Origin of the sequence: Nonomuraea sp. NPDC049141 (assembly GCF_040648415.1) — a bacterium.
GTDB lineage: Bacteria > Actinomycetota > Actinomycetes > Streptosporangiales > Streptosporangiaceae > Nonomuraea.
Window position 1 is genome coordinate 1 of sequence record NZ_JBEZDR010000052.1, and the last position, 18,322, is coordinate 18,322.

General features: G+C 67.3%; 22 protein-coding genes, 2 tRNA genes and 1 pseudogene. 11 read left to right on the forward strand and 14 right to left on the reverse strand.

The annotated features are described in order from the left end of the window. The first annotated feature begins 198 nt into the window (after positions 1-198). From AB0B91_RS63150 to AB0B91_RS63160, 3 genes and pseudogenes are all read left to right on the forward strand, one after another. Complete coding sequence (locus AB0B91_RS63150; protein ID WP_358342560.1) at positions 199-1,032, forward strand: IS5 family transposase; 834 nt, start codon at positions 199-201, stop codon at positions 1,030-1,032. Next, on the forward strand, positions 1,029-1,478 hold the full coding sequence (locus AB0B91_RS63155; protein ID WP_358342562.1) for a hypothetical protein: 450 nt from the start codon (positions 1,029-1,031) through the stop codon (positions 1,476-1,478). Before AB0B91_RS63150 ends, AB0B91_RS63155 begins: the two co-directional genes overlap by 4 nt. Before the next feature lie 74 nt (positions 1,479-1,552). Then, a pseudogene (locus AB0B91_RS63160) lies at positions 1,553-1,897 on the forward strand (tyrosine-type recombinase/integrase); the annotation flags it as partial. Between the two features lie 84 nt (positions 1,898-1,981). Here the strand turns inward: AB0B91_RS63160 and AB0B91_RS63165 are convergent. Further along, a tRNA-Ser gene (locus tag AB0B91_RS63165) sits at positions 1,982-2,070 on the reverse strand. A 246-nt stretch (positions 2,071-2,316) separates the two neighbouring features. Next, positions 2,317-2,880, reverse strand: a complete 564-nt coding sequence (locus tag AB0B91_RS63170) for a YceI family protein (RefSeq protein ID WP_358342564.1) — start codon at positions 2,878-2,880, stop codon at positions 2,317-2,319. A 103-nt stretch (positions 2,881-2,983) separates the two neighbouring features. Between AB0B91_RS63170 and AB0B91_RS63175 the strand changes: the two genes are divergently transcribed. Then, a complete protein-coding gene (locus AB0B91_RS63175) occupies positions 2,984-3,478 on the forward strand; it encodes a MarR family transcriptional regulator (RefSeq protein ID WP_358342566.1) in 495 nt (164 codons plus the stop codon). On the opposite strand, the gene AB0B91_RS63180 is transcribed toward AB0B91_RS63175, so the two are convergent. Beyond that, complete coding sequence (locus AB0B91_RS63180; protein ID WP_358342568.1) at positions 3,435-3,941, reverse strand: SigE family RNA polymerase sigma factor; 507 nt, start codon at positions 3,939-3,941, stop codon at positions 3,435-3,437. The genes AB0B91_RS63175 and AB0B91_RS63180 overlap by 44 nt on opposite strands. Before the next feature lie 217 nt (positions 3,942-4,158). Between AB0B91_RS63180 and AB0B91_RS63185 the strand changes: the two genes are divergently transcribed. Beyond that, positions 4,159-5,100, forward strand: coding sequence for a hypothetical protein (locus AB0B91_RS63185; protein WP_358342570.1), 942 nt, complete (start codon positions 4,159-4,161; stop codon positions 5,098-5,100). A 5-nt stretch (positions 5,101-5,105) separates the two neighbouring features. Further along, positions 5,106-5,897, forward strand: a complete 792-nt coding sequence (locus tag AB0B91_RS63190; protein ID WP_358342572.1) for a MauE/DoxX family redox-associated membrane protein — start codon at positions 5,106-5,108, stop codon at positions 5,895-5,897. Positions 5,898-5,995: 98 nt separating this feature from the next. Here the strand turns inward: AB0B91_RS63190 and AB0B91_RS63195 are convergent, their stop codons facing one another. Further along, a complete protein-coding gene (locus AB0B91_RS63195; protein ID WP_358342574.1) occupies positions 5,996-7,177 on the reverse strand; it encodes an ATP-binding protein in 1,182 nt (393 codons plus the stop codon). Between the two features lie 218 nt (positions 7,178-7,395). On the opposite strand from AB0B91_RS63195, the gene AB0B91_RS63200 reads away from it, so the two are divergent. The 3 genes from AB0B91_RS63200 to AB0B91_RS63210 are packed head-to-tail and all read left to right on the forward strand — an operon-like array spanning position 7,396 to position 9,640. Continuing rightward, positions 7,396-7,881 (forward strand): SigE family RNA polymerase sigma factor, encoded by a 486-nt coding sequence (locus AB0B91_RS63200; protein WP_358342576.1) that lies wholly within the window; start codon positions 7,396-7,398, stop codon positions 7,879-7,881. Next, a complete protein-coding gene (locus AB0B91_RS63205) occupies positions 7,878-9,155 on the forward strand; it encodes a hypothetical protein (RefSeq protein ID WP_358342578.1) in 1,278 nt (425 codons plus the stop codon). The genes AB0B91_RS63200 and AB0B91_RS63205 overlap by 4 nt, the downstream gene beginning before the upstream one ends. A gap of 11 nt (positions 9,156-9,166) precedes the next feature. Continuing rightward, complete coding sequence (locus tag AB0B91_RS63210; protein WP_219534610.1) at positions 9,167-9,640, forward strand: MaoC family dehydratase; 474 nt, start codon at positions 9,167-9,169, stop codon at positions 9,638-9,640. Here AB0B91_RS63210 and AB0B91_RS63215 read toward each other — a convergent pair. Genes AB0B91_RS63215 through AB0B91_RS63245 form a run of 7 tightly spaced genes read right to left on the reverse strand, consistent with a single transcriptional unit; the run spans position 9,624 to position 14,771 of the window. Then, entirely contained in the window at positions 9,624-9,857 is a 234-nt protein-coding gene (locus tag AB0B91_RS63215) for a hypothetical protein (RefSeq protein ID WP_358342580.1), read from the reverse strand. The genes AB0B91_RS63210 and AB0B91_RS63215 overlap by 17 nt on opposite strands. Further along, positions 9,854-11,395 carry a radical SAM protein gene (locus AB0B91_RS63220; protein WP_358342582.1) on the reverse strand — a complete coding sequence of 514 codons (1,542 nt, stop codon included), beginning with the start codon at positions 11,393-11,395 and terminating at the stop codon, positions 9,854-9,856. The genes AB0B91_RS63215 and AB0B91_RS63220 overlap by 4 nt, the downstream gene beginning before the upstream one ends. Next, on the reverse strand, positions 11,392-12,123 hold the full coding sequence (locus AB0B91_RS63225) for a prolipoprotein diacylglyceryl transferase family protein (RefSeq protein ID WP_358342584.1): 732 nt from the start codon (positions 12,121-12,123) through the stop codon (positions 11,392-11,394). Before AB0B91_RS63225 ends, AB0B91_RS63220 begins: the two co-directional genes overlap by 4 nt. A gap of 1 nt (position 12,124) precedes the next feature. After that, positions 12,125-12,649, reverse strand: coding sequence for a hypothetical protein (locus tag AB0B91_RS63230; RefSeq protein ID WP_358342586.1), 525 nt, complete (start codon positions 12,647-12,649; stop codon positions 12,125-12,127). Then, positions 12,646-12,960 carry a hypothetical protein gene (locus AB0B91_RS63235; RefSeq protein WP_358342588.1) on the reverse strand — a complete coding sequence of 105 codons (315 nt, stop codon included), beginning with the start codon at positions 12,958-12,960 and terminating at the stop codon, positions 12,646-12,648. The genes AB0B91_RS63230 and AB0B91_RS63235 overlap by 4 nt, the downstream gene beginning before the upstream one ends. A gap of 10 nt (positions 12,961-12,970) precedes the next feature. Continuing rightward, entirely contained in the window at positions 12,971-13,597 is a 627-nt protein-coding gene (locus tag AB0B91_RS63240; RefSeq protein ID WP_358342589.1) for a response regulator transcription factor, read from the reverse strand. 34 nt (positions 13,598-13,631) lie between these two features. Next, positions 13,632-14,771, reverse strand: a complete 1,140-nt coding sequence (locus AB0B91_RS63245) for a histidine kinase (RefSeq protein ID WP_358342591.1) — start codon at positions 14,769-14,771, stop codon at positions 13,632-13,634. Between the two features lie 125 nt (positions 14,772-14,896). Here AB0B91_RS63245 and AB0B91_RS63250 point away from each other — a divergent pair, with 125 nt between their 5' ends. Then, positions 14,897-15,442 carry a hypothetical protein gene (locus AB0B91_RS63250; RefSeq protein ID WP_358342593.1) on the forward strand — a complete coding sequence of 182 codons (546 nt, stop codon included), beginning with the start codon at positions 14,897-14,899 and terminating at the stop codon, positions 15,440-15,442. Positions 15,443-15,499: 57 nt separating this feature from the next. Further along, a tRNA-Arg gene (locus tag AB0B91_RS63255) sits at positions 15,500-15,572 on the forward strand. 101 nt (positions 15,573-15,673) lie between these two features. On the opposite strand, the gene AB0B91_RS63260 is transcribed toward AB0B91_RS63255, so the two are convergent. The 3 genes from AB0B91_RS63260 to AB0B91_RS63270 are packed head-to-tail and all read right to left on the reverse strand — an operon-like array spanning position 15,674 to position 18,239. Continuing rightward, positions 15,674-16,891 carry a site-specific integrase gene (locus AB0B91_RS63260; protein ID WP_358342594.1) on the reverse strand — a complete coding sequence of 406 codons (1,218 nt, stop codon included), beginning with the start codon at positions 16,889-16,891 and terminating at the stop codon, positions 15,674-15,676. Beyond that, the gene (locus tag AB0B91_RS63265; protein ID WP_358342596.1) at positions 16,888-17,073 is read right to left on the reverse strand and encodes a helix-turn-helix domain-containing protein; all 186 of its coding nucleotides are present in this window, start codon (positions 17,071-17,073) and stop codon (positions 16,888-16,890) included. Before AB0B91_RS63265 ends, AB0B91_RS63260 begins: the two co-directional genes overlap by 4 nt. Then, complete coding sequence (locus AB0B91_RS63270; protein WP_358342598.1) at positions 17,070-18,239, reverse strand: replication initiator; 1,170 nt, start codon at positions 18,237-18,239, stop codon at positions 17,070-17,072. Before AB0B91_RS63270 ends, AB0B91_RS63265 begins: the two co-directional genes overlap by 4 nt. Positions 18,240-18,322 lie beyond the last annotated feature (83 nt).

Here is an 18,322-nt window from a genome sequence, read left to right on the forward strand (position 1 = left end):
AGGAATGAGCAAATCTATACCTATAGGACGAAGAGCCCAAAAGCCTGCGACCACAAAGCGGGCACATGCCAACGAGCCATGCCTAAACGCCCACTAAGAGGGCGTTGTGCGAGTTGATGTCCATGATGTCGCAGTGTGATCAAGTGGATCTGTAGCGTTATCGCCGGTCGGTGGGCTCGGATGTGCTGGGATGGCCGGGTGAGTGAGCGCAAGCCGTACTCGAGCGACTTATCCGACGAGCAATGGGCGTTGATCGAGCCGATCATCACGGCGTGGAAGGCCGCGCATCGCTCCGTCAGCGGCCACCAGGGCAAATACGAGATGCGCGAAATCGTGAACGCGCTCCTCTACCAGGGGCGGACCGGCGTCCAGTGGGACTACCTGCCACACGACCTGCCGCCCGGCAGCGCGACCTACTACTACTTCGCCAAGTGGCGTGACGACGGCACCTCCCAGAAGATCCATGATCTGCTGCGCTGGCACATGCGGGAGCAGAAGGGACGATTAGCCGATCCGAGTCTGGTGGTGCTGGACACCCAGAGCGTCCGTGTGGCGGCCGGGGTCCCCGCCGCTACGACGGGCAGGGACGCGGCCAAGAAGGTGCCGGGCCGCAAGAGAGGGCTGGCCGTGGACGTGTTCGGCCTGGTCGTCGCGGTGGTTGTGCTGGCCGCCTCGGCGCACGAGAACACCGCCGGGACCGCTCTGCTGGACCGGGTCGCAGCCCAGACCTCCGGCACGGTGACCAAAGCCCTGGTCGATCAGGGGTTCAAGAACACGGTCGTCGACCATGGGGCCGGGCTCGGGATCGACGTGGAGATCGTCGAACGCAACCCCGCCGACCAGGGGTTCGTCCCCCAGCCGAAACGATGGATCGTCGAGCAGACGTACGGCACCTTGATGCTGCACCGGCGTCTGGTCCGCGACTATGAACACCTGCCGGCCAGCTCCGAATCACGGGTGTACTGGGCGATGAGCGACGTGATGTCTCGCCGGCTGACCCGCGCCCCCGCACCGTCGTGGCGGTCGACATGACCAGGCCAGATGCACAGCAACCGGACCCCGGCACGTGGCTGTTGAACAAGATCGACGCCCGCGAGCGGGCCCTGACCGGCCAGATCGAGCAGACCCAGGCGGAGATTGACGCCATGGCCGCGCACCTCGGCGAACTGCACGAAACGATCGAGCACCTGCGGATCACCCGAAAGACCCTGCTGTCCCTCACCGACGAACCCGGACCCAAGCCGGCCCCACCGCCCCCCGTGGTCCCCGACCACCCCGCCTACCGACAGATTCTGGACGTCTTCGCCGACCACGGCCGCCCACTACGAGCTCGTGACCTCTGCCAGGCGCTGGACCTGCCCATCGCGAAGAAGAACACCGAGAACATCCGCGCCAAGCTCAAGCGCCTGGTCAACCAGGGCATTCTGGTCGAGACCGAGCCAGGATTGTTCGCTCAGCCACGCCCCCGGCCCAGCTGATAACGCCCTGACCAGCCCGCCTTCCCCAAGGCAAAGGACGAAAGGGGCATCAACTCGCGCAATGCCCACTCAAAGGACACCGCGAGATCCAGGACGCCGAGCGCATGAAGGCGGGGGAGGGCTGGGAGAACCATGACCTGGTGTTCGCCACCAAGCACGGCACTCCCATCGAACGCACCGAGGACTGGAAGCTGTGGAAGGCCATTCTCAAGCAGGCCGGCGTCCGAGACGTCCGAGTGCACGATGCTCGGCACACCGCCGCCACGCTCCTCATCGAGCAGGGCGTGAACATCCGGGTCGTACAGCAAGTACTCGGCCACACCCGCGTGACCACCACCGAGCGGTACACCCACGTATCCACGCCGCTGATGCGCGACGCGGGGGAGCGTCTGGCCTCCGCTCTCTGGGGAAACCCGTAGCCGTTGCAACTAGCACTGCAACTACGACACCCGCAAAGATCAAAAGGCCCTCTCCCCAAGAACGGGGCGAGGGCCTCTCACCTGCGGAGGATCGGGGATTTGAACCCCGGATGGTGTTGCCACCAAACCGCATTAGCAGTGCGGCGCCATAGACCTGACTAGGCGAATCCTCCTGGTAGCCACGCGGCTCAGGACAGCGTACCGGCCTTCTGCCAAGGCAGCAAAGTCGTTCCCCATCCCAGCTTATCCAAAGGTTATCCACTGCCTGTGAATAACTCCCTGTGGACAACACGGCAGACAGCAAGCCCGCCCCAAGGCATGCCGGGACGGGCTCAGCGCGGAGGTCCGGCGCGGGGACCCGACGAGCGGGTCCGGCGCGCGAATCTCGAGGTCAAAGGGGTCCTAAGGGGTCAGCGGGGTTACGCGGCCGGGTTGGCCTCGCCCTCGATCTCAACCTTGATCTTCTTGCCGACCAGAACGCCGCCCGTCTCCAGAGCCTGGTTCCAGGTCAGTCCGAAGTCCTCGCGGTCGAACTCGCTGGTGATGGAGAAGCCCCACACCGCCTGGCCCCACGGGTTCGTGCCGGCGCCGCCGTACTCGACCGTGAGCTCGATCTCCTTGGTGACGTCGCGGATCGTCAGGTCACCGACGACGGTGAACTCGTCGCCCGAGTGGCTCACCACGCGGGTGCTCGTGAAGGTGATCGCCGGGTACTTCTCCGTCGACAGGAAGTCGTCGCTGCGCAGGTGGCCGTCACGGTCGGCGACGCCGGTGGTGAGGCTCTCGGTCTTGATCGTGAGCTCGGCGGACGACTCGAGCGGGTTCTCGGCGATCGTCACGGAGCCGGTGAAGTCGCCGAAGCTGCCGCGCACCTTGCTGACCATCATGTGCTTGACGACGAAACCGATGCGGCTGTGCGCGACGTCCAGGTTGTAGGTGCCGGCGGCGGGGACGGTCAGGCCTTCCCAGGTGCGGGTGGTCATGGGGTTCTCCTCAGAAGGGGTTAGGTGCTTGCTGTGCGGATGTCTGCGGCAACAAATGTCTACACGAGGAATATTCCTCGCGTCAACTATCGTCCGCTACAGTATGAACGTGGTCAACATTGACGACCCCCGGTTGACGGCCATGGGCCTGCTGGCGGAGGTTCACGCAGGTCTTACAGCCCGGCTGCAGCCGGTGTTCAACGCTGCCGGGCTGTCCGATATCGATTTTGAGACGCTGCTGCGGCTCGGGCGCTCTCCCCGGCAAAGCCTGCGGATGAGCGATCTGGCCGCTCAGACCGGCCTGTCCACGAGCGGCGTGACCAGGGTGGTCGACCGGCTCGAACGCGACAGCCTGGTCGCCAGGGTAGCTTGCGCCACCGACCGGCGGGCGTCCTACGCCACGCTCACCGACGCCGGGCGGGAGAAGCTCGAAACGGTGCTGCCCCGCCACCTCGAGGACATCGACACGTGCCTGACCGGCCTGCTCAGCGCGGAGGAGCTGGAAGTCTTCCTGGCCACCCTCCGCAGGATCCGGGAGGTCGTACGGCCCTGCGCTACGGTGGGGGCTGTCGAGGAAGAATGCCCAGCTCAGCCCTGAGCTTGGCCATGGCGCGCGACATCGTGCTCTTGACCGTGCCCAGGGTGATGCCCAGCGTTCTGGCGATCTCCGGCTCGGTCATGTCCTCGTAGAAGCGCAGCACGATCGCGGCCCGCATCCGGGTGGGCAGCCGAAACAATGCCTGCTCCAGGAGTTCGTGTACGTCACCGCAGGCTTCGGGCTCCGGGGCGACCTCCGGCAGGTCCTCTGACGGGTACTCCTCCAGTCGGCGCCGCCGCCACTGCGAGATGTTGATGTTGACCATCGCCCGCCGTACATATCCGTCGAGCGCGGCCCTGTCTTGGATGCGGTCCCATGCGAGGTACGTCTTGGTAAGCGCGTTCTGCAGCAGATCCTCCGCGTCCAGCGGATGTCCGGTGAGCTGGTGGGCGGTGCGCAGCAGGGCGGGCCCGCGCGTAATGACGTACTCGCGGAACTCCTCTTCCCACCTGAAGGTCTGCATCCTGGCCAGAATCGCAGCCAAAGGCCGAGATCGGGCGTAACCGGAATTCAGGATTCGGCCCGCCGACGATAAAGGTAGGTCAAGGTCGGTGGCGGTTTGTATGTCGCCGAGGGTCAACTTCTGTCCCGAGGGGTGCGTATTTTGCTCTCTATGCATGGGTACGGCGAAGCAGCCCTCGGAGTCGTGTGACGCTATAAGCGCGACCAGGGAGGGACTGATGGGGTATCCGAGCGTGGAACGCCGCCGGGTGCTCGCGGCTGCGGCACTGGGCCGGGAAGCCGGCGCCCCAGGTCCCGAGCAAGGGGATCCGCTGCGCGCGGTCATGGGGGACATCCGCGACATCAGCCCGCACCTGGTCATCATCGAGACCCCCGAAGGCGACGAAGAGCGGCTCGTCATCGCGCCGTGGGCCACCGCCTGGCATGGCGGCGACCTGGTGCCGGGCGATCTGCCGGTGGGCTCGACGGTCATCATGCGCACGCTGCGCGACGGCCGGGTGGTCGAGCGGTTCTGGGCCGGCATCACCCGGATGACCGGGACCATCCTGTCCGTCGAGGGACGTAAGGACGTGACGGTCAAGCTCGACTGCGGGCCGCACCGGGGCCGCCGGACGATCGTCGTGCCCTACCGCGCAACCGGCCGCATCCTGGTACGCCATGCGCGGTTCGAGCCGGGGTTCCTGTTCGACGCGATCGGCATCAGAAAGGACGGGGTGAGTCTGGCTCTGCTGCCGGCGACCTCGCAGCCCGCCTATCCGGCGCGGGCGGTCCCCGCTCCGCCGCCCGCCTACGCCGGCCTGCAGTCACGCATCTCCGGGACCGCGACCTGGTCCGACGCCTTCGACGAGGAGGATCGGGGGGCCGCCTACCCCATGGTGGAGCGCTCCGATGTGGGCTGCCCGGACGCCGAGGTGTCGTGCGTGGGCCTGCCGTACCTGGCCATCGGGTCGATGCTGCAGGTTCGGAACGCCTGTGCCGATCGATCCGCTAACGTGCCGATCGTGGCGTGTGGTTGCGTGGCCGGGCGCTTCTGCGACCGATGCGTCGAGTGCGACACCTCTCCTCGCGGGCGGATCGTCGAGCTGTCGCCCTTCTCGTACGTGGAGCTGGGCGGCGACCTGGTCAAAGGGTGCTTCAACGCGCAGATCGGATTGGGGTGACGCTCGTGCTGGCATCGCAGCTGCCTGCTCTGATCGTGCTGCTCGTCTTGGGGGCGGTGGCGAAGGTGCTCACCGTGCGTTCGGGCGGGGAGATGGGCTCGCTGGCCCGGCTGGGGCCGGCGGCGCTGATGCCCGCTCGCATCGAGGTGCCGATGCTGGTCGTCTGCGCCATCGGTGAGCTGGTGATCGCGACGGGGCTGCTGGTGAGTACGTCCCCGGTCTTCAGGTGGGCGGCGGTCGCGTTCTTCGCCATGTGTACGTACGTGCTGCTGGAGGTACGCAGGCGGCGGCCCGATGCGGGATGCGGATGCTTCGGCGAGGTGAGCGGGGCACCCGTCGGGCTGCGCTCGGTCGCCAGGACCATGGTGCTCACCGGGATGGCCGTGCTGTCGCTATGGGCTGAGGAGCCCGGTTGGCTCGCCTTCGCGCAGCCCTCGTGGTTCGTGGCCGCCGGGGTGGTCGTGCTCCTCGTACTGTCGCCCGAGCTTGAGGAGCTGGCGGATCGGCTGCGTTATCGGGCGCCGTGCGAGCAGCGCCGGGGCCCGGCCGTGGAGGTCACGCTGGCCAGGCTCCGGTCGAGCGGCCCCTGGCGCCAGCACCGGGACCAACTCACCGCGGCGGAGCCGTACGACAGCTGGCGCGAGCTGTGCTGGCGCTTCTTCGCCTTCGAGCGGCGGGATGGGGCCGACGTCGTGTTCGCGGTCTATCTCAGCGGGCGGCGCCCGGCCGTACGGGTGGCCGTGGTCAACGCGGAGGACAGCGGCGCTATGCCGGTCTATACGCCTGTATCGGCCTGACGCTAGACAGCGCTATAGAACCCTCGACAGAGGATATGACTCTATTGGGCTATCTAGCTTCCCCACTAGACAGCCCAATAGAGGACTAGGGGTGTCGCCTAGATCGGTTGGGCACGCAGGAACCTCCCGAAATGCGGCACGGTGAACGCGATCAGACCGCGCTCAGCGCTGTAGATGAGCCCCTTCTTGATGAGGCTGTCGCGGGCGGGTGACAGGCTGGACGGCTTGCGCCCCAGCGCGTCGGCCACCTCGGCGGTGGCGACCGGCTCGTCGCCGATCTGCGCCATGGCGTGCATGTAGTCGCGCTCCGCCGGGGTGGCCCGCTCGTAACGGCTGCCGAAGAAGCCCACCGCGAGCTCCTCCTCGGCCTCGGGCGCGGACACCTTGACGTCGTCGAGGGTGATCGGGCTGCGCGGCGCCAGATCCCAGGCGACCTTCCCGTACGCCTGGACGAAGTAGGGATAACCGTCGGCCGCCTCGTAAAGGGCGTCGAGGGCGTCCTGCGTGAACTCGACCTCTTCCTCCCGCGCCGGCAGCATCAGCGCGAGGTCGGCCGCCTCGCGGTCGAGCTTGTCGATGCGGGCGTAGCGGAAGAGCCGCTCGGAGTAGCTCTTGCTGGCCGACAGCACGCTCGGCAGGTGGGGCAGGCCCGCGCCGACCACGATCAGCGGCCCGCCCGACTGCGACAGCTCGTGGCAGGCGGCGCAGAGCGCCGAGACGTCGGCGGGCTGCACGTCCTGCATCTCGTCGATGAACAGCGCGATGCCGACGCCCAGATCGGTGGCCACGCTCGCGGCGTCGACGAACAGCTCGGTGAGGTCGATCTCAAGGTCGCCGGAGTCGGCGCGGCCACGGCTGGCCGGCACCTCGATCCCGGGCGACCAGTGCGAGGTGCCCTTGGCGGCGGCCGGGTCGCGCATCGCGAACGCCTTGAGCACGCCCAGGAACTGCTCGATGCGCTCCGGCGCGCGATGCCGGGGAGCCAGCTCGCGGATCGCCATGTGCAGCGCGGCCGAGACGGGACGGCGGATCGACTGGTCGGGCCGGGCCTCGATCTTGCCCGTGCCCCACAGCCGCTGCATCGCCATGGACTTGAACGTGTTGAGGAGCACGGTCTTGCCGACGCCGCGCAGGCCGGTGACGACCATGCTGCGCTCGGGACGGCCGCGGGCCACCCGCTCCAGCACGACCTCGAACTGCTGCAGCTCGCGGTCGCGCCCGGCGAGCTCCGGCGGACGCTGTCCGGCTCCGGGGGCGTAAGGATTGCGCACGGGGTCCACGCTCTCGGACTTTATTGCGGGATATAGCGGCCGTCTTAGATTTGGGAAGAAAGCGCTACGGCGTGTCCGAGCAGGGGCCGTCGCCAGTATCGTCATCGGACACACCCCCTCCCACCAGGCCGAACCCTTGTTCGAGTCGGTACCGAGAACTGTAGCGCGCACTCGAACACGTGCGCGATGGTTTCGAGTAAAGATCTTTGCAACAGAGCGGGCGGCTCATGCGTCCCGGTGATGTGGAGTTCGAGGAATTCGTCCGGGCCAGGGGTTCGGCTCTGATCAGGTACGGCTACGTGCTCACCGGCAACGCCGAGGACGCCGCTGATCTGGTCCAGGAGGCGCTGCTCAAGCTGAGCGACACCTGGAACCGGGTCCGCAACAAGGACAGCCCCGAGGCGTACGTACGCACGACCATGGCCCGTCAGCACATCAGCTGGTGGCGCCGGCGGCGCAGGGAGCACCTGACCGACGACGTCCCCGAAGGCATCTATCACGACAGACATTCCTTCGGCGAGCTCTGGAAGGAGCTCGCGACGCTGCCCAGGAAGCAGCGGACCGTGCTGGTCCTGCGCTACTACGAGGACCTGCCGGATGGGGAGATCGCCGCGATCCTCGGCATCTCACGGGGAACTGTGCGCAGCCAGGCATACCGGGCGCTCGCCACGCTCCGGATCCGGCCCGCTGTGCTGGAAAGGGGACGGGCATGAGGACAGAGGACGAACTGGGCGGGACGCTGCGCGATGCGGCGGGTCGGGCGCCCGAGCTCGACCTGATCGCCGGAGTCAACAAACGCAGGCGCCGGCGGACCAGACGACGCGCGCAACTGCTCGCGGCGGCCGCGGTGGTCGCGGTGGTGGGCACGAGTACGGTCGTCGCCCGAGGGGCCTTCTCCAGCGGGGGCGGAGAAGAGGCGGCCGCCCGGCCGGCCACGACGGTGACGACCGAGGCTCGGCCGCGTCCCAGTAAGAAAGTGACTCCGACTCCCGGTCCGGAGGTCACGGTGACAACGACCATGACTGCTAAGCCGCAGGGGATACCGGTCGCGAAGCTCTGGCCGCAGGCGCTCTTCCAGATGCCCGCGAAGAACGCCGACGGCTGGCGTTACCGGCCGATCACCGGCATCGGCGCCACCGAGGTGCTGCTCAAGGCGGAGCCCTCGGTCGGTAAGGCCGGCAGGATCGAGGTGTACGACACCAAGACCGGTAAGTTCCGGGTGGTGACAGAGGTCCCGAGGACCCCGGGACTGAAGGGATACTTCCAGGCAGCCGCCTCGACCGATGGCAGGAACGTCGTCTGGTCCACCACCGCGAAGAAGAACGGGACCTGGATCGCCGAGCTCTGGTGGGCCCCGCTGTCCGGCGGCAAGGCCAAGCTGGCCGTCACGTTGACCGGCGCCGCCGCGGACGTCGAGACCGTCGGGACGGACGGCGAGAGCATCGTCTGGTCGACGCGGAAGGGCGGCGTATACCGGAAGCCGTTCGCCGACGGTGCCCCCAATCGCGTGCCTAAAACTGATGGGCTGCACCTGATCAGCTGGCCGTGGGCGGGCGATGCTGGCAACGTGTTCATTGAGCCTGACCGCAACCAGTCCAAGATCGTCAACCTGGCCGATGGGACCGTGACCAAGGTTGTGATCAAGGACAAGATGAAGGGCGTGCGATGCGGGCCGGTCTGGTGTAGCGGCCGCCAGGGCGGCGCTGCCTTCTTCCAGCGCCTCGACGGGACCAGAATCGGGAAGGTGCCTGGATTCGGATTCATCGGGGGGCCCAGGCCGTATCCCGTCCTCGATCGCTTCCTGCGAGCAGGCGATTCCGTGTACGACCTGAACACCGGCAACGTGGCACGCATCGAGAAGCCCGGTAGCTGGATCGGCAGCAACTCGTTGGAGCCCAGTACGGTCCTCTATTGGGGCACCACGAAGGGGAACAACCCCGACAAGTACTGGGTGCTCAACTTGGCAGCCGTCCCGCCCGCGCAATAGCGTTCGGAGCCATGCGGACCTTCGCGAACGTACAGGAACTCAAGGCGGCCGTCGGCGAGAAGTTCGGCCCGACCGAGTGGCGCACGATCACTCAGGAGCAGGTCAACCTCTTCGCCGACGCCACCGACGACCACCAGTGGATCCACGTCGACGTGGAGCGGGCCAAGGAAGGGCCGTTCGGCGGCCCGATCGCGCACGGCTACCTGAGCCTGTCGCTGCTGCCGTCGTTCATGTTCGAGCTGGTGCGCGTCGAGGGCATCCAGATGGGCGTCAACTACGGCCTGAACAAGGTGCGGTTCCCCAGGCCGGTGCCGGTCGGCGCGCGGGTCAGGGCGCTGGGCGAGCTGAGCGACGTCAAGGGCACGCCCGCCGGCTACCTGTCCAACCTGAAGATGACGATCGAGATCGAGGGCGAGAGGCGCCCCGCCTGCATCGCCGAGACGCTCAGCCTGTACATCCCCGATGGGTTCACCGCAGGGAATTGATGATCGCCGCCGCCGCGACGAGCGCCAGCAGCCCGAGATAGGCCAGTACGAGCCGGGTGTCCTTGAGCACGCACTTGCTCTGGGTCAGCCCGGCCCGGCGCGCCTTCCAGTACCCGGCGAACCCGAGGACCGCGAACCCCAGCACTGCCCACGGCCCCAGCAGCCAGGCCAGCAGCGCGACGGTCGCGTACACGCACAACCGGAGCGGATCCTTCACGTGACCACCTTGAGCTGAGGTCTGGAGGCCACCGCCGACAGCCGTTGCTCCGACAACTGCGGCCAGGCCTGCACCGCGCAGAACGGCGCGCACTGGTCCTGCTCGGCCCGGGTGCCGACGTGCACGCAACACTGCGTGAGCCGCTCCTCGATCATGGTTGAGATGTCCATGAACGGCTTGACCGTCACCCGCACCACCCGCTCGCCGAGCAGTTTGCGCAGTTTCTTCCGCCTGCCCGGCAGCGCCGAAGAGGCCAGCGTGAGCAGCGTGGACACGCCGAGGTCGCAGTTCTCGCAGATGTCCCGCCACAGGTCGCCGATCTGCGGGTGCGACAGTGACGACTGTTCGGACAGCAGTCCGAGAAGCGATTCCTGTACGGCCAGCCGCAGCTCGCGGGGGATCTCGGTGTCGGCGATGCGGTTGGAGACCAGGCCCAGGTTCGCCTTGAGCCGGTCGTGGCCGATCAGCGCGACCAGCGAACGCCACTGCTGTGAGTCGTCGCGGATCAGGTAGCCGACCGAGCAGCAGTGCGGATGCGAGCAGGGCAGCGCGGTGAGGTCGCGCCAGGTCACCAGGCCGTCGGTCTGCGGGCCGAGCCGCTTGAGCACGCCGGTGTGAGTGAGGCGGTCCATCGGGTCGATCGGTCCCGACCTGCCCGAGCCGAACTGCGGCTGCAGCGACACACCGCCGACGAACGGCGTGTCGAGCGCCAGCCGTACGACGTCGCCGATCTCCCCGTCGTTGACGCCGAGCGCGGCGGTCATCACCAGCGTGGTGAAGATCTCCCGCTCCGACAGCCGTTGTACGGCCTGCGCCTTGAGGTGCCGGAGGTCGCCGCCGCGGTGGTGCTTCGACGCTTCGGCCGAGCTGCCGTCGTACTGGAGGTAGACCTCCACCCGTTCGCGGTGCTCGGTGAGGAGGTCGAGCAGGGTGTCGTCCCTGGCGATGAGGACGCCGTTGGTGTTGATCAGGATGCGGGTGACGGGGCGCTGGTGGAGCTCGGCGAGCAGTTGGGCGAGCTCGGGGTGGAGGGTGGGCTCGCCGCCGCTGAGCATGAGAACGTCGAGCCGGCCGTTCTCGCGGGCCAGGCGCTGGTCGACGTTCGTCAGGATGTCGGTGATGGGGACGATGCCGGTCAGGTCGGGGGAGCTGTCGGCGAAGCAGGTGGGGCAGCGCAGGTTGCAGGCTTCGGCGATGTCTTCGAGCAGGATGCAGGTGTGCTGGGTCTGCATCTCGGGCAGCCCTTGGAGGTAGGCGGCGGGGACCTGCTTAAAGTTGCCGGTCATATCCGGCATGTGGTGCTTTGTGGGTGCGGTCCATTCCTCGAGATATGCCAGGATTTCTGGGTCTTCGTCGTAGAGAGTCCTGACTAGGCCGTGTTCGCGGCAGCCGCGCTCCAGCCACACCCGCTCGTCGCGGACGGTCAGGTAGCCGCTCAGCCGTTCGACCCGCTCCAGGTCCTGGCCGTGGCAGTGGGGACAGAAGGCGTTGACGTACCTGAGGATGCGGTCACCCCGCAGGCCCATTCCGGTGCTCATGTCATGACTTTCCGCTTGAAGAGGGGATCGTAGTGGCCGCGCCGCCAGCCGTACCGCAGCCTCAGGGCGAGCAGCAGCAGGCCGGGGATCAGGAACCACTGCGGCCTGGTGAGATCGAGCCAGACGGTCTCGTTGGCGCGGGTGAACTCGACGAGGAAGCGGAAGACGGCGTACGCGGCCAGGTACAGCGTGAACAGCTCACCCGGCTCAGTGAGCCGCCTCCGCGCCCAGAGCAAGGCGGCGAACACGGCGAGCTGAAAGATGATCTCGTAGATGAACGACGGGTGCATGGCCTGGCCGGTCAGGCAGCCGGGGCACTCGGGCGTCGTCGGGGGAGCGTGTACGCCCCAGGGCAGCTCGGTCGGACGGCCCGGCGCCTCGGTCAGATGGCAGCCGATCCGGCCCACCGCCATGCCCAGCGCCACCGCCGGGGCGAACAGGTCGCCGGTGCGCTGCTTGTAGCCGATGATCCTTTTGGCGATCAGTACGCCTATGTAGGCGCCGGTCAAGCCGCCGAGGATGCTCCGCGAACCGTACAGCCAGAGGTCGGACAGGTTCAGCGTCTCCAGCCAGCCCGCCAGCCGCATCCCGATCGCGCCGCCGACCAGGGCACCGGTCACGGCCACCAGCGACTGCTCGTTCAGCGCGCCGCGTCGGCGGGCTTCGTGCACGAAGACCACGGACGCGACCAGCACCCCCAGGCCGACGAAGATCTCGTGGAGGGGCATGTCAGGTGTACAGGTCCGGGCTGACGCCGGTGACGATCCCGGCGGACAGGATCGTCCACAGCACCCAGCCGATCAGGAACCCCAGGCCCAGGCCGGTGGCCCATGGTTTGCGCAGGAACTGCAGTCCCGCTCCGGCGCCCAGGCCGAGGAGGGCGAGGAAGATCGTGCAGGAGATGATGATGGGGTGGTTCGGACCGTTCTGGTCCAGGGTGCTGACGAAGATCAGGATGCCTAGGATGGCGTTGACGATGCTGTAGGCGACCAGGCCGGCGAACGCCAGCCCGATGATCAGAGCGATGGACTTGCCGGTGGGTGGCCGCTTCGGTTTCTCCCCGGGCGGCGGTCCGTCGGCTTGCTGGGGCGCAGGTCCGCTGGTTTGTCCGGGTGGCGGGTCGTCGGCTTGCCGAGGCTGAGGCCCGCCGGTTTGCCCGGGCGGCCCTCCGTCGCTTTTGTCCTCCAAGGTCGGGGCGCTTCCTCCGAGTGGTGGCGCCCCTTCGTCGTGGCCGTCCGGTGCCGGTGCGGTCATGCGTACATGCCCGGATTCAGCCCCGTGCAGTAGCCGGCCGTGACGATCGAGGCGAGCGCCCATCCGATCATCAACCCCAGCCCCACCCCCAGCGTCCACGGCTTACGCAGCACCACGAGCACGATCCCCGCACCGAGCCCGACCACAGCCAGGAACCCCGCGCCCACCCCGATCGCAACCGCCGACCCCGCGCTCAAGGCGATAATGCCGACGACCACATTGAGGACCCAGTACCCAAAAGCTCCGGCGAACGCCAAGCCGACGATCAAGCCCGTCGGCCGCGGCGGCTGAGGAGGCGGTGGCATGGTCACGACCTTCAGACTAGCGGGGGCCCTCCGAGTAATAAATCGCCGCTTGCACCCGGCTTTTGAGACCCAGCTTGTTCAACACCCGGCTCACATGCGTCTTGGTGGTCGCCTCAGCCATGTCGAGCTCCTTGGCGATCTCGGCATTGGACAGCCCGCGCCCGACGCAGGCCAGCACCTCCTGCTCGCGCGGCGTCAACCCCTCCACCTGCTGATCCTTGCGTACCGGCTGCTCGGCGAAGGCCGCAATCAACCGCCGCGTGACCGTGGGCGAGATCAGCCCATCACCCCTGGCCACCAGCCGCACCGCCGCGATCAGCGAATCCGCGTCGGTGTTCTTCACCAGGAACCCCGCCGCCCCCGCCCGCAACGCCCCGAACACATACTCATCCACATCGAACGTCGTCAAAATCAACACATCGGCCACCCCGGCGAGCTCCCTGGTCGCCGAGATGCCGTCGAGTTTCGGCATCCGCACATCCATCAACACCACGTCGGGCCGGGTCTCACGAGCCAACTCCACCGCCTGCTCACCATCGGCCGCCTCCCCGACGACTTCGATGTCCGGCGCCCCACCGAGAATCAGCACCAGCCCCGCCCTGACAGCCGCATGATCGTCCGCGACCAGCACCTTGATCGTCATCCCACCACTCGTTCCCTACTCACCGCGCACGCGTTCATGGACCCTTTCCCGGTGTGGGCAGCGTGGCCCTGACCCGCCACGAACCCCCGTCCGCCCCAACCTCGAACGACCCCCCGACCAACGCGGCCCGCTCTCTCATCCCGACGATCCCCGCTCCAGCGCCGGGCAGCCGAGCCGTACGTCCATCCACAGGGTTATCCACAGCCACCGTCACCTGCTCCGGCTCATAGACGACCTCGACCGCAACCGGCCGCCCGCCGTGCTTGAGCGCATTGGTCAGCGCCTCCTGCAAGATCCGATAGCCGGCCAGATCGACCGCCGGAGACAGCTCCCGCGCCTCTCCCTCAACACGTAGATCAGCCGTCATCCCCGCCCGCCGCGACCGCTCGACCAGACTCTCGGCGTCGGCCAGTCGCGGCCGGGTGGCGTCAGGCTCGTCCCCTTCCTGCCGCAACAGTCCGATCATGGTCCGCATCTCGGCCAGCCCTTTCAGGCTGTTCTCCCGAACGGACTCCATGATCTTCCGTACGGCCGCCGCATCCAGATCCCTACGCGACAGCGCGCCCGTTGACTGGATGGCGATCGCGCTGAAGTGGTTGGCGATCATGTCATGCAGCTCCCGGGCCATCCGCGTACGCTCCGTCGCGATCGCCGCCTGCCGGTCGAGCTCGGCAAGCCGCGCCACCTGCTCAGCCCTGGCGCGTTCGGCCGCGGCCTGGTCGCGATGCTGGCGTAACACCATGGCCGTGGTCACCGGCGTGATCAGCACGAGCCCCGCCTGAATCCCGATCACCGCCAGCGCCCGCCAGTCACGTGCCACGACCCCCGCCGCGGCCCCGGCCAACACCGCCAGCACAGAGGCGATCCCCAGCAACCACCGTGAGAACCGCGCCGGCCCATACAACGCCGCCGCATACACGTTGTCCGTAAATATCAGGACAGTCGGCAACGACGGCCCTAAAAACAGATCAACCCCGATCCCCACAGTCCCCAAGCCCAGCCCCACCAGCGGAGCCCGCTGCCGGACCACAACCGCCGAACACACGAATGCCAGCGGCACCACCAGCCACCCCGCGGGCACCCCGCGATGACTGTAGGCCCCACCCACGATCAGGAGCAGGCCCACGACGAAGGCCAGCCCGGCCCACGACGCCTCCCGTTTCATGTCCCCCATCCCACCACCGTCCGGCCCCGGTTCACTCCTTCGTGGGTCCGCCTGTGGATAAACACTTCGATGTATCCACAGGCTCGTCTTCACTGACGATGTGCCGCGCAGAAGAGTGGAAAAGGATGGGATGCGTGATTGTCGCCATCCTGATCGGCTGCGAAGTCGGCTTCTGGCTCCTGCTCGGACTCGGCCTCGCGAGCCGCTACCTCTGGAACCGCCGCCGACTCAGCACCGCCCTCCTCATCTGCGTACCGCTCCTGGACGTGATCCTCCTGGCGGCAGCCGTCATAGACATGCGCGGCGGCGCCACGGCCGACCTGAGGCACGGCCTGGCGGCCGCGTACCTGGCGTACTCCATCGTCTTCGGCCACCGAACGATCCGCTGGGCCGACGCCAAGTTCCGCCACCGCTTCGCCGACGGCCCCCCTCCCTGGAAACCACCCGAGGGCGGCAGCGCACGCACCCGCTACGAGTGGGGCTTCTGGCTCCGCATCGTCCTCGCGTACGCCATAGCCTGCGTTCTTGTGCTCGGCCTGGTCTGGCTCGTGAACGAACCGTCCCGCACGGGCGCACTGATCGATTTCATGTACGGCATGCTGAAGGTGCCACTGATCGCCCTGCTCTGGCCACTGAGCTACACCCTTTGGCCAAAGAAGGTGGGGTCTACTGGAACGTGATGGCGGTTTCTGGTTCGAGGCACGGCTCTGGACCCGCTATGCTGGTTCACGCAGCGAGCGGCCGTAGCTCAATGGATAGAGCATCTGACTACGGATCAGAAGGTTGGGGTTTCGAGTACCTCCGGCCGCACACAGCATCAAGGCCCGTTACCAGGGAAAACCTGGAACGGGCCTTTGTGTTTGTCAAGACAATCTCGGGATCTTGCTAACACCTCTGCTAACAAGGGGTGCTCACTCGTTGATCGCCTGGGCGAAGATGTCCGCCGCCGACGCTTCCGCTGCGCGGATCACGTGGGCGTAGACCCGGAGGGTGATCGAGGGATCTGCGTGGCCGAGACGGGCCGCGACGACGTGGACCGGGACGCCCGCCAGGAGCAGGGTGGTCGCGTGGATGTGGCGGAGGTCGTGGAGTCGGGAATGGGGTAGCGGGTCCTTCGGGTGGTGGGCATTGTGGCGCTTGATCAGGATCGGGAAGAGGGAGCTGACGGTGTCCGGGTGGATCGGCTCGCCCCACCCGGTGGTGAACACGTACGCGCCGGTGCCGCGCCACTCAGGGCCGACCTTCAGCTTGTCCTCTACCTGCATCTTTCGCTGGTTGCGGAGGACCTGGGCCGTCTGCTCGTCGATGCTGACGATGCGCTTCCGGCCGCTCTTCGTGGTGCCCTCGATGCGCTCGCCGTCGATGAAGGCCGCCGAGCCGGTGATGGTGAGTTGTCTGCCATCGAGATCGACGTCGGCCCAGCGGAGGTGGAGCAGCTCCCCGCGGCGGGCGCCCGTGTAGGCGGCCACGTGGAAGAAGGCCCCCAGCCGGTGGTCCCGGGCTGCGGTGAGGAAGGACCTGAGCTGGGCGGTGGTCCACACTGCCCCGGGCTCGCTGCTCTCCCGGCGAGGGCGCTTCGCCTTCTCGACGGGGCTGGTCGAGAGGATCTCGTCTACCTCGACGGCGTCCCGGAATGCCTTGCGCAGGACAGCGTGGACATACTCGATGGTGCGAGGAGACAGTGGGCGACCGTTCTTGCCGCCGTGGGCCATCAGGTCCCGGTAGAGCTTGGTCACGGACGAGGGGCGTACGGCCTGGAGACGGGCACTGCCCATGTGGGGCTTGATGTACCGCGTGATGATGTCTCGGTAGTCCTTGAGGGTTTTCGGCTTGATCTCGACTGCGTGAGCCTCGATCCACTCATCGAGGTACTGGGCGACTGTGATGGTGTTGCGGTCGATGTACTCGCCGCGCCGGGCCTTGACGCGGGCTTCGTCGCGGGCGGCCTTGGCGTCGTCCTCTGTGGCGAAGCCGCTTACCCAGCGTGGACGGCTTTCGCCGGTTTCCGGGTCCTTGACGCGGATGACGTAGGACCAGGTCGTTCCCCGCTTCATCACGCCGTCGCGGAGTTTGGGCGCCATCTTCTTCCGAGGCTGCTCGTCAGGGGTGGCCACGAGGGTCTTGGTCATGCTGCTTCCTCCTTCGTGGCGAGGCGAGTGATGTAGTCCGTGAGAGCGGAGACGGGGATGCGGCGGGAGCCGTCGATGCGGAGCGATGTGACCGCGCCAGCGGAGATGAGTCGGTAGAGCTTGCTCCGCGAAATGGCCAGGGCTTCTGCGGCCTCAGGGACCGTGAGGAGGAGCCGGGTCATGGGCGGCTCTCTACGGGGTGTTCGGCCGCAGGCAGCGGCCTTCCTGTGAGGGCGGCGGCGAGGAGTTGGTCTCCGGCGGAGTGGCCTTGGCCTGCGTACTCCCATTCGCTGATGACGAGGATGGTGTCCTCGTCGAAGAGTGGGAGGCGTCCGTGGGTGACCTCTTCGGTGTGAACGAAGCGCTCTCTGGCTGCTCGGAGGGCGCCGAGGGTGGTGGAGTAGCGGCGGGATCGGGTGGAGAAGTGGCCGCGGAAGCCGAGCATGTGGGCCCAGTCCATGAGCCGGAGTTCGGCCAGTTCTTCGACTGCGCCGAGGTGCATGCAAGTGGTGATGAGGCGGCGGGCGTGGTCGCGCAGGTTGAAGGCTTCCAGGTTGTCGAGGGGGTTGATGCGGCGGTCGAGGGTGCCGACGCATTCGGCAGCTTTGGTGGCGTACTTGGAGATGTAGCCGGCGACTGCTTGTTCGGTGAGGTCGCCGTCGAGGGTGATGGGGCGTATGTCGAGTTGATGGCCCCAGCGCAGCACTCGCGCGGGCTGATCGCCGTGGGCTGGGACGGTGGCAGAAACTGCTCTTGCCGCGTGCTGGACAGCATGGGTCAGGGCATCGGCGGTGGCCCAGGCCGGAGGCGGGAATACCGGTCCTTTGGGGCCGTCGAGGCGGAGGACGGCGTGGAAGTGGACGACGCCGCGCCGCTGGTATTCGGCGACCTTGGCGAACGACACCGTGAGGTGATGGCGGAGGTCTTTGAGGGCAAGCCCGCCGAGTTTGGCGAGGTGGCGGCGTAGGGAGTCGGCGAAGCGTTTCCACAGCAGCGGGGCCAGGGCGTTGAACAGGACGGAGCCGGTGTAGTCGTAGCAGTTGGGGCAGAGTGGTTCGCCGAGGCGGGGATCGTCTGCGCTGTGTTGTTCTGTGCAGGCCATCATGCGGCCGTGTGGGCATGTTTCCGCGTTGCGGCGGGCGTGGCAGGGCAGGACCTTGCCGTTCTTCTCCCGGCGGGCGTGGACGGTGCCGAAGGACGGGGCGGTCAGGGTGACGAAGAGCGTCGGGTGGGTGGTGACGGTTTCGGGGACGCCTTTGCCGCCGATCAGGCCCGCGCGGATGAGGTGGTAGGTGTCGGAGCGGTAGGTCTCGGCGCAGGCGGGACAGCGAGAGGCGGGGAGTGTCAACTTAACGGCTGATCTTGGTTGTTGAAGTGTTCAGAGGTTGGCGGGGGTGAGGCGGCCTTCGAAGGCGATCTGGAAGGCGTTCA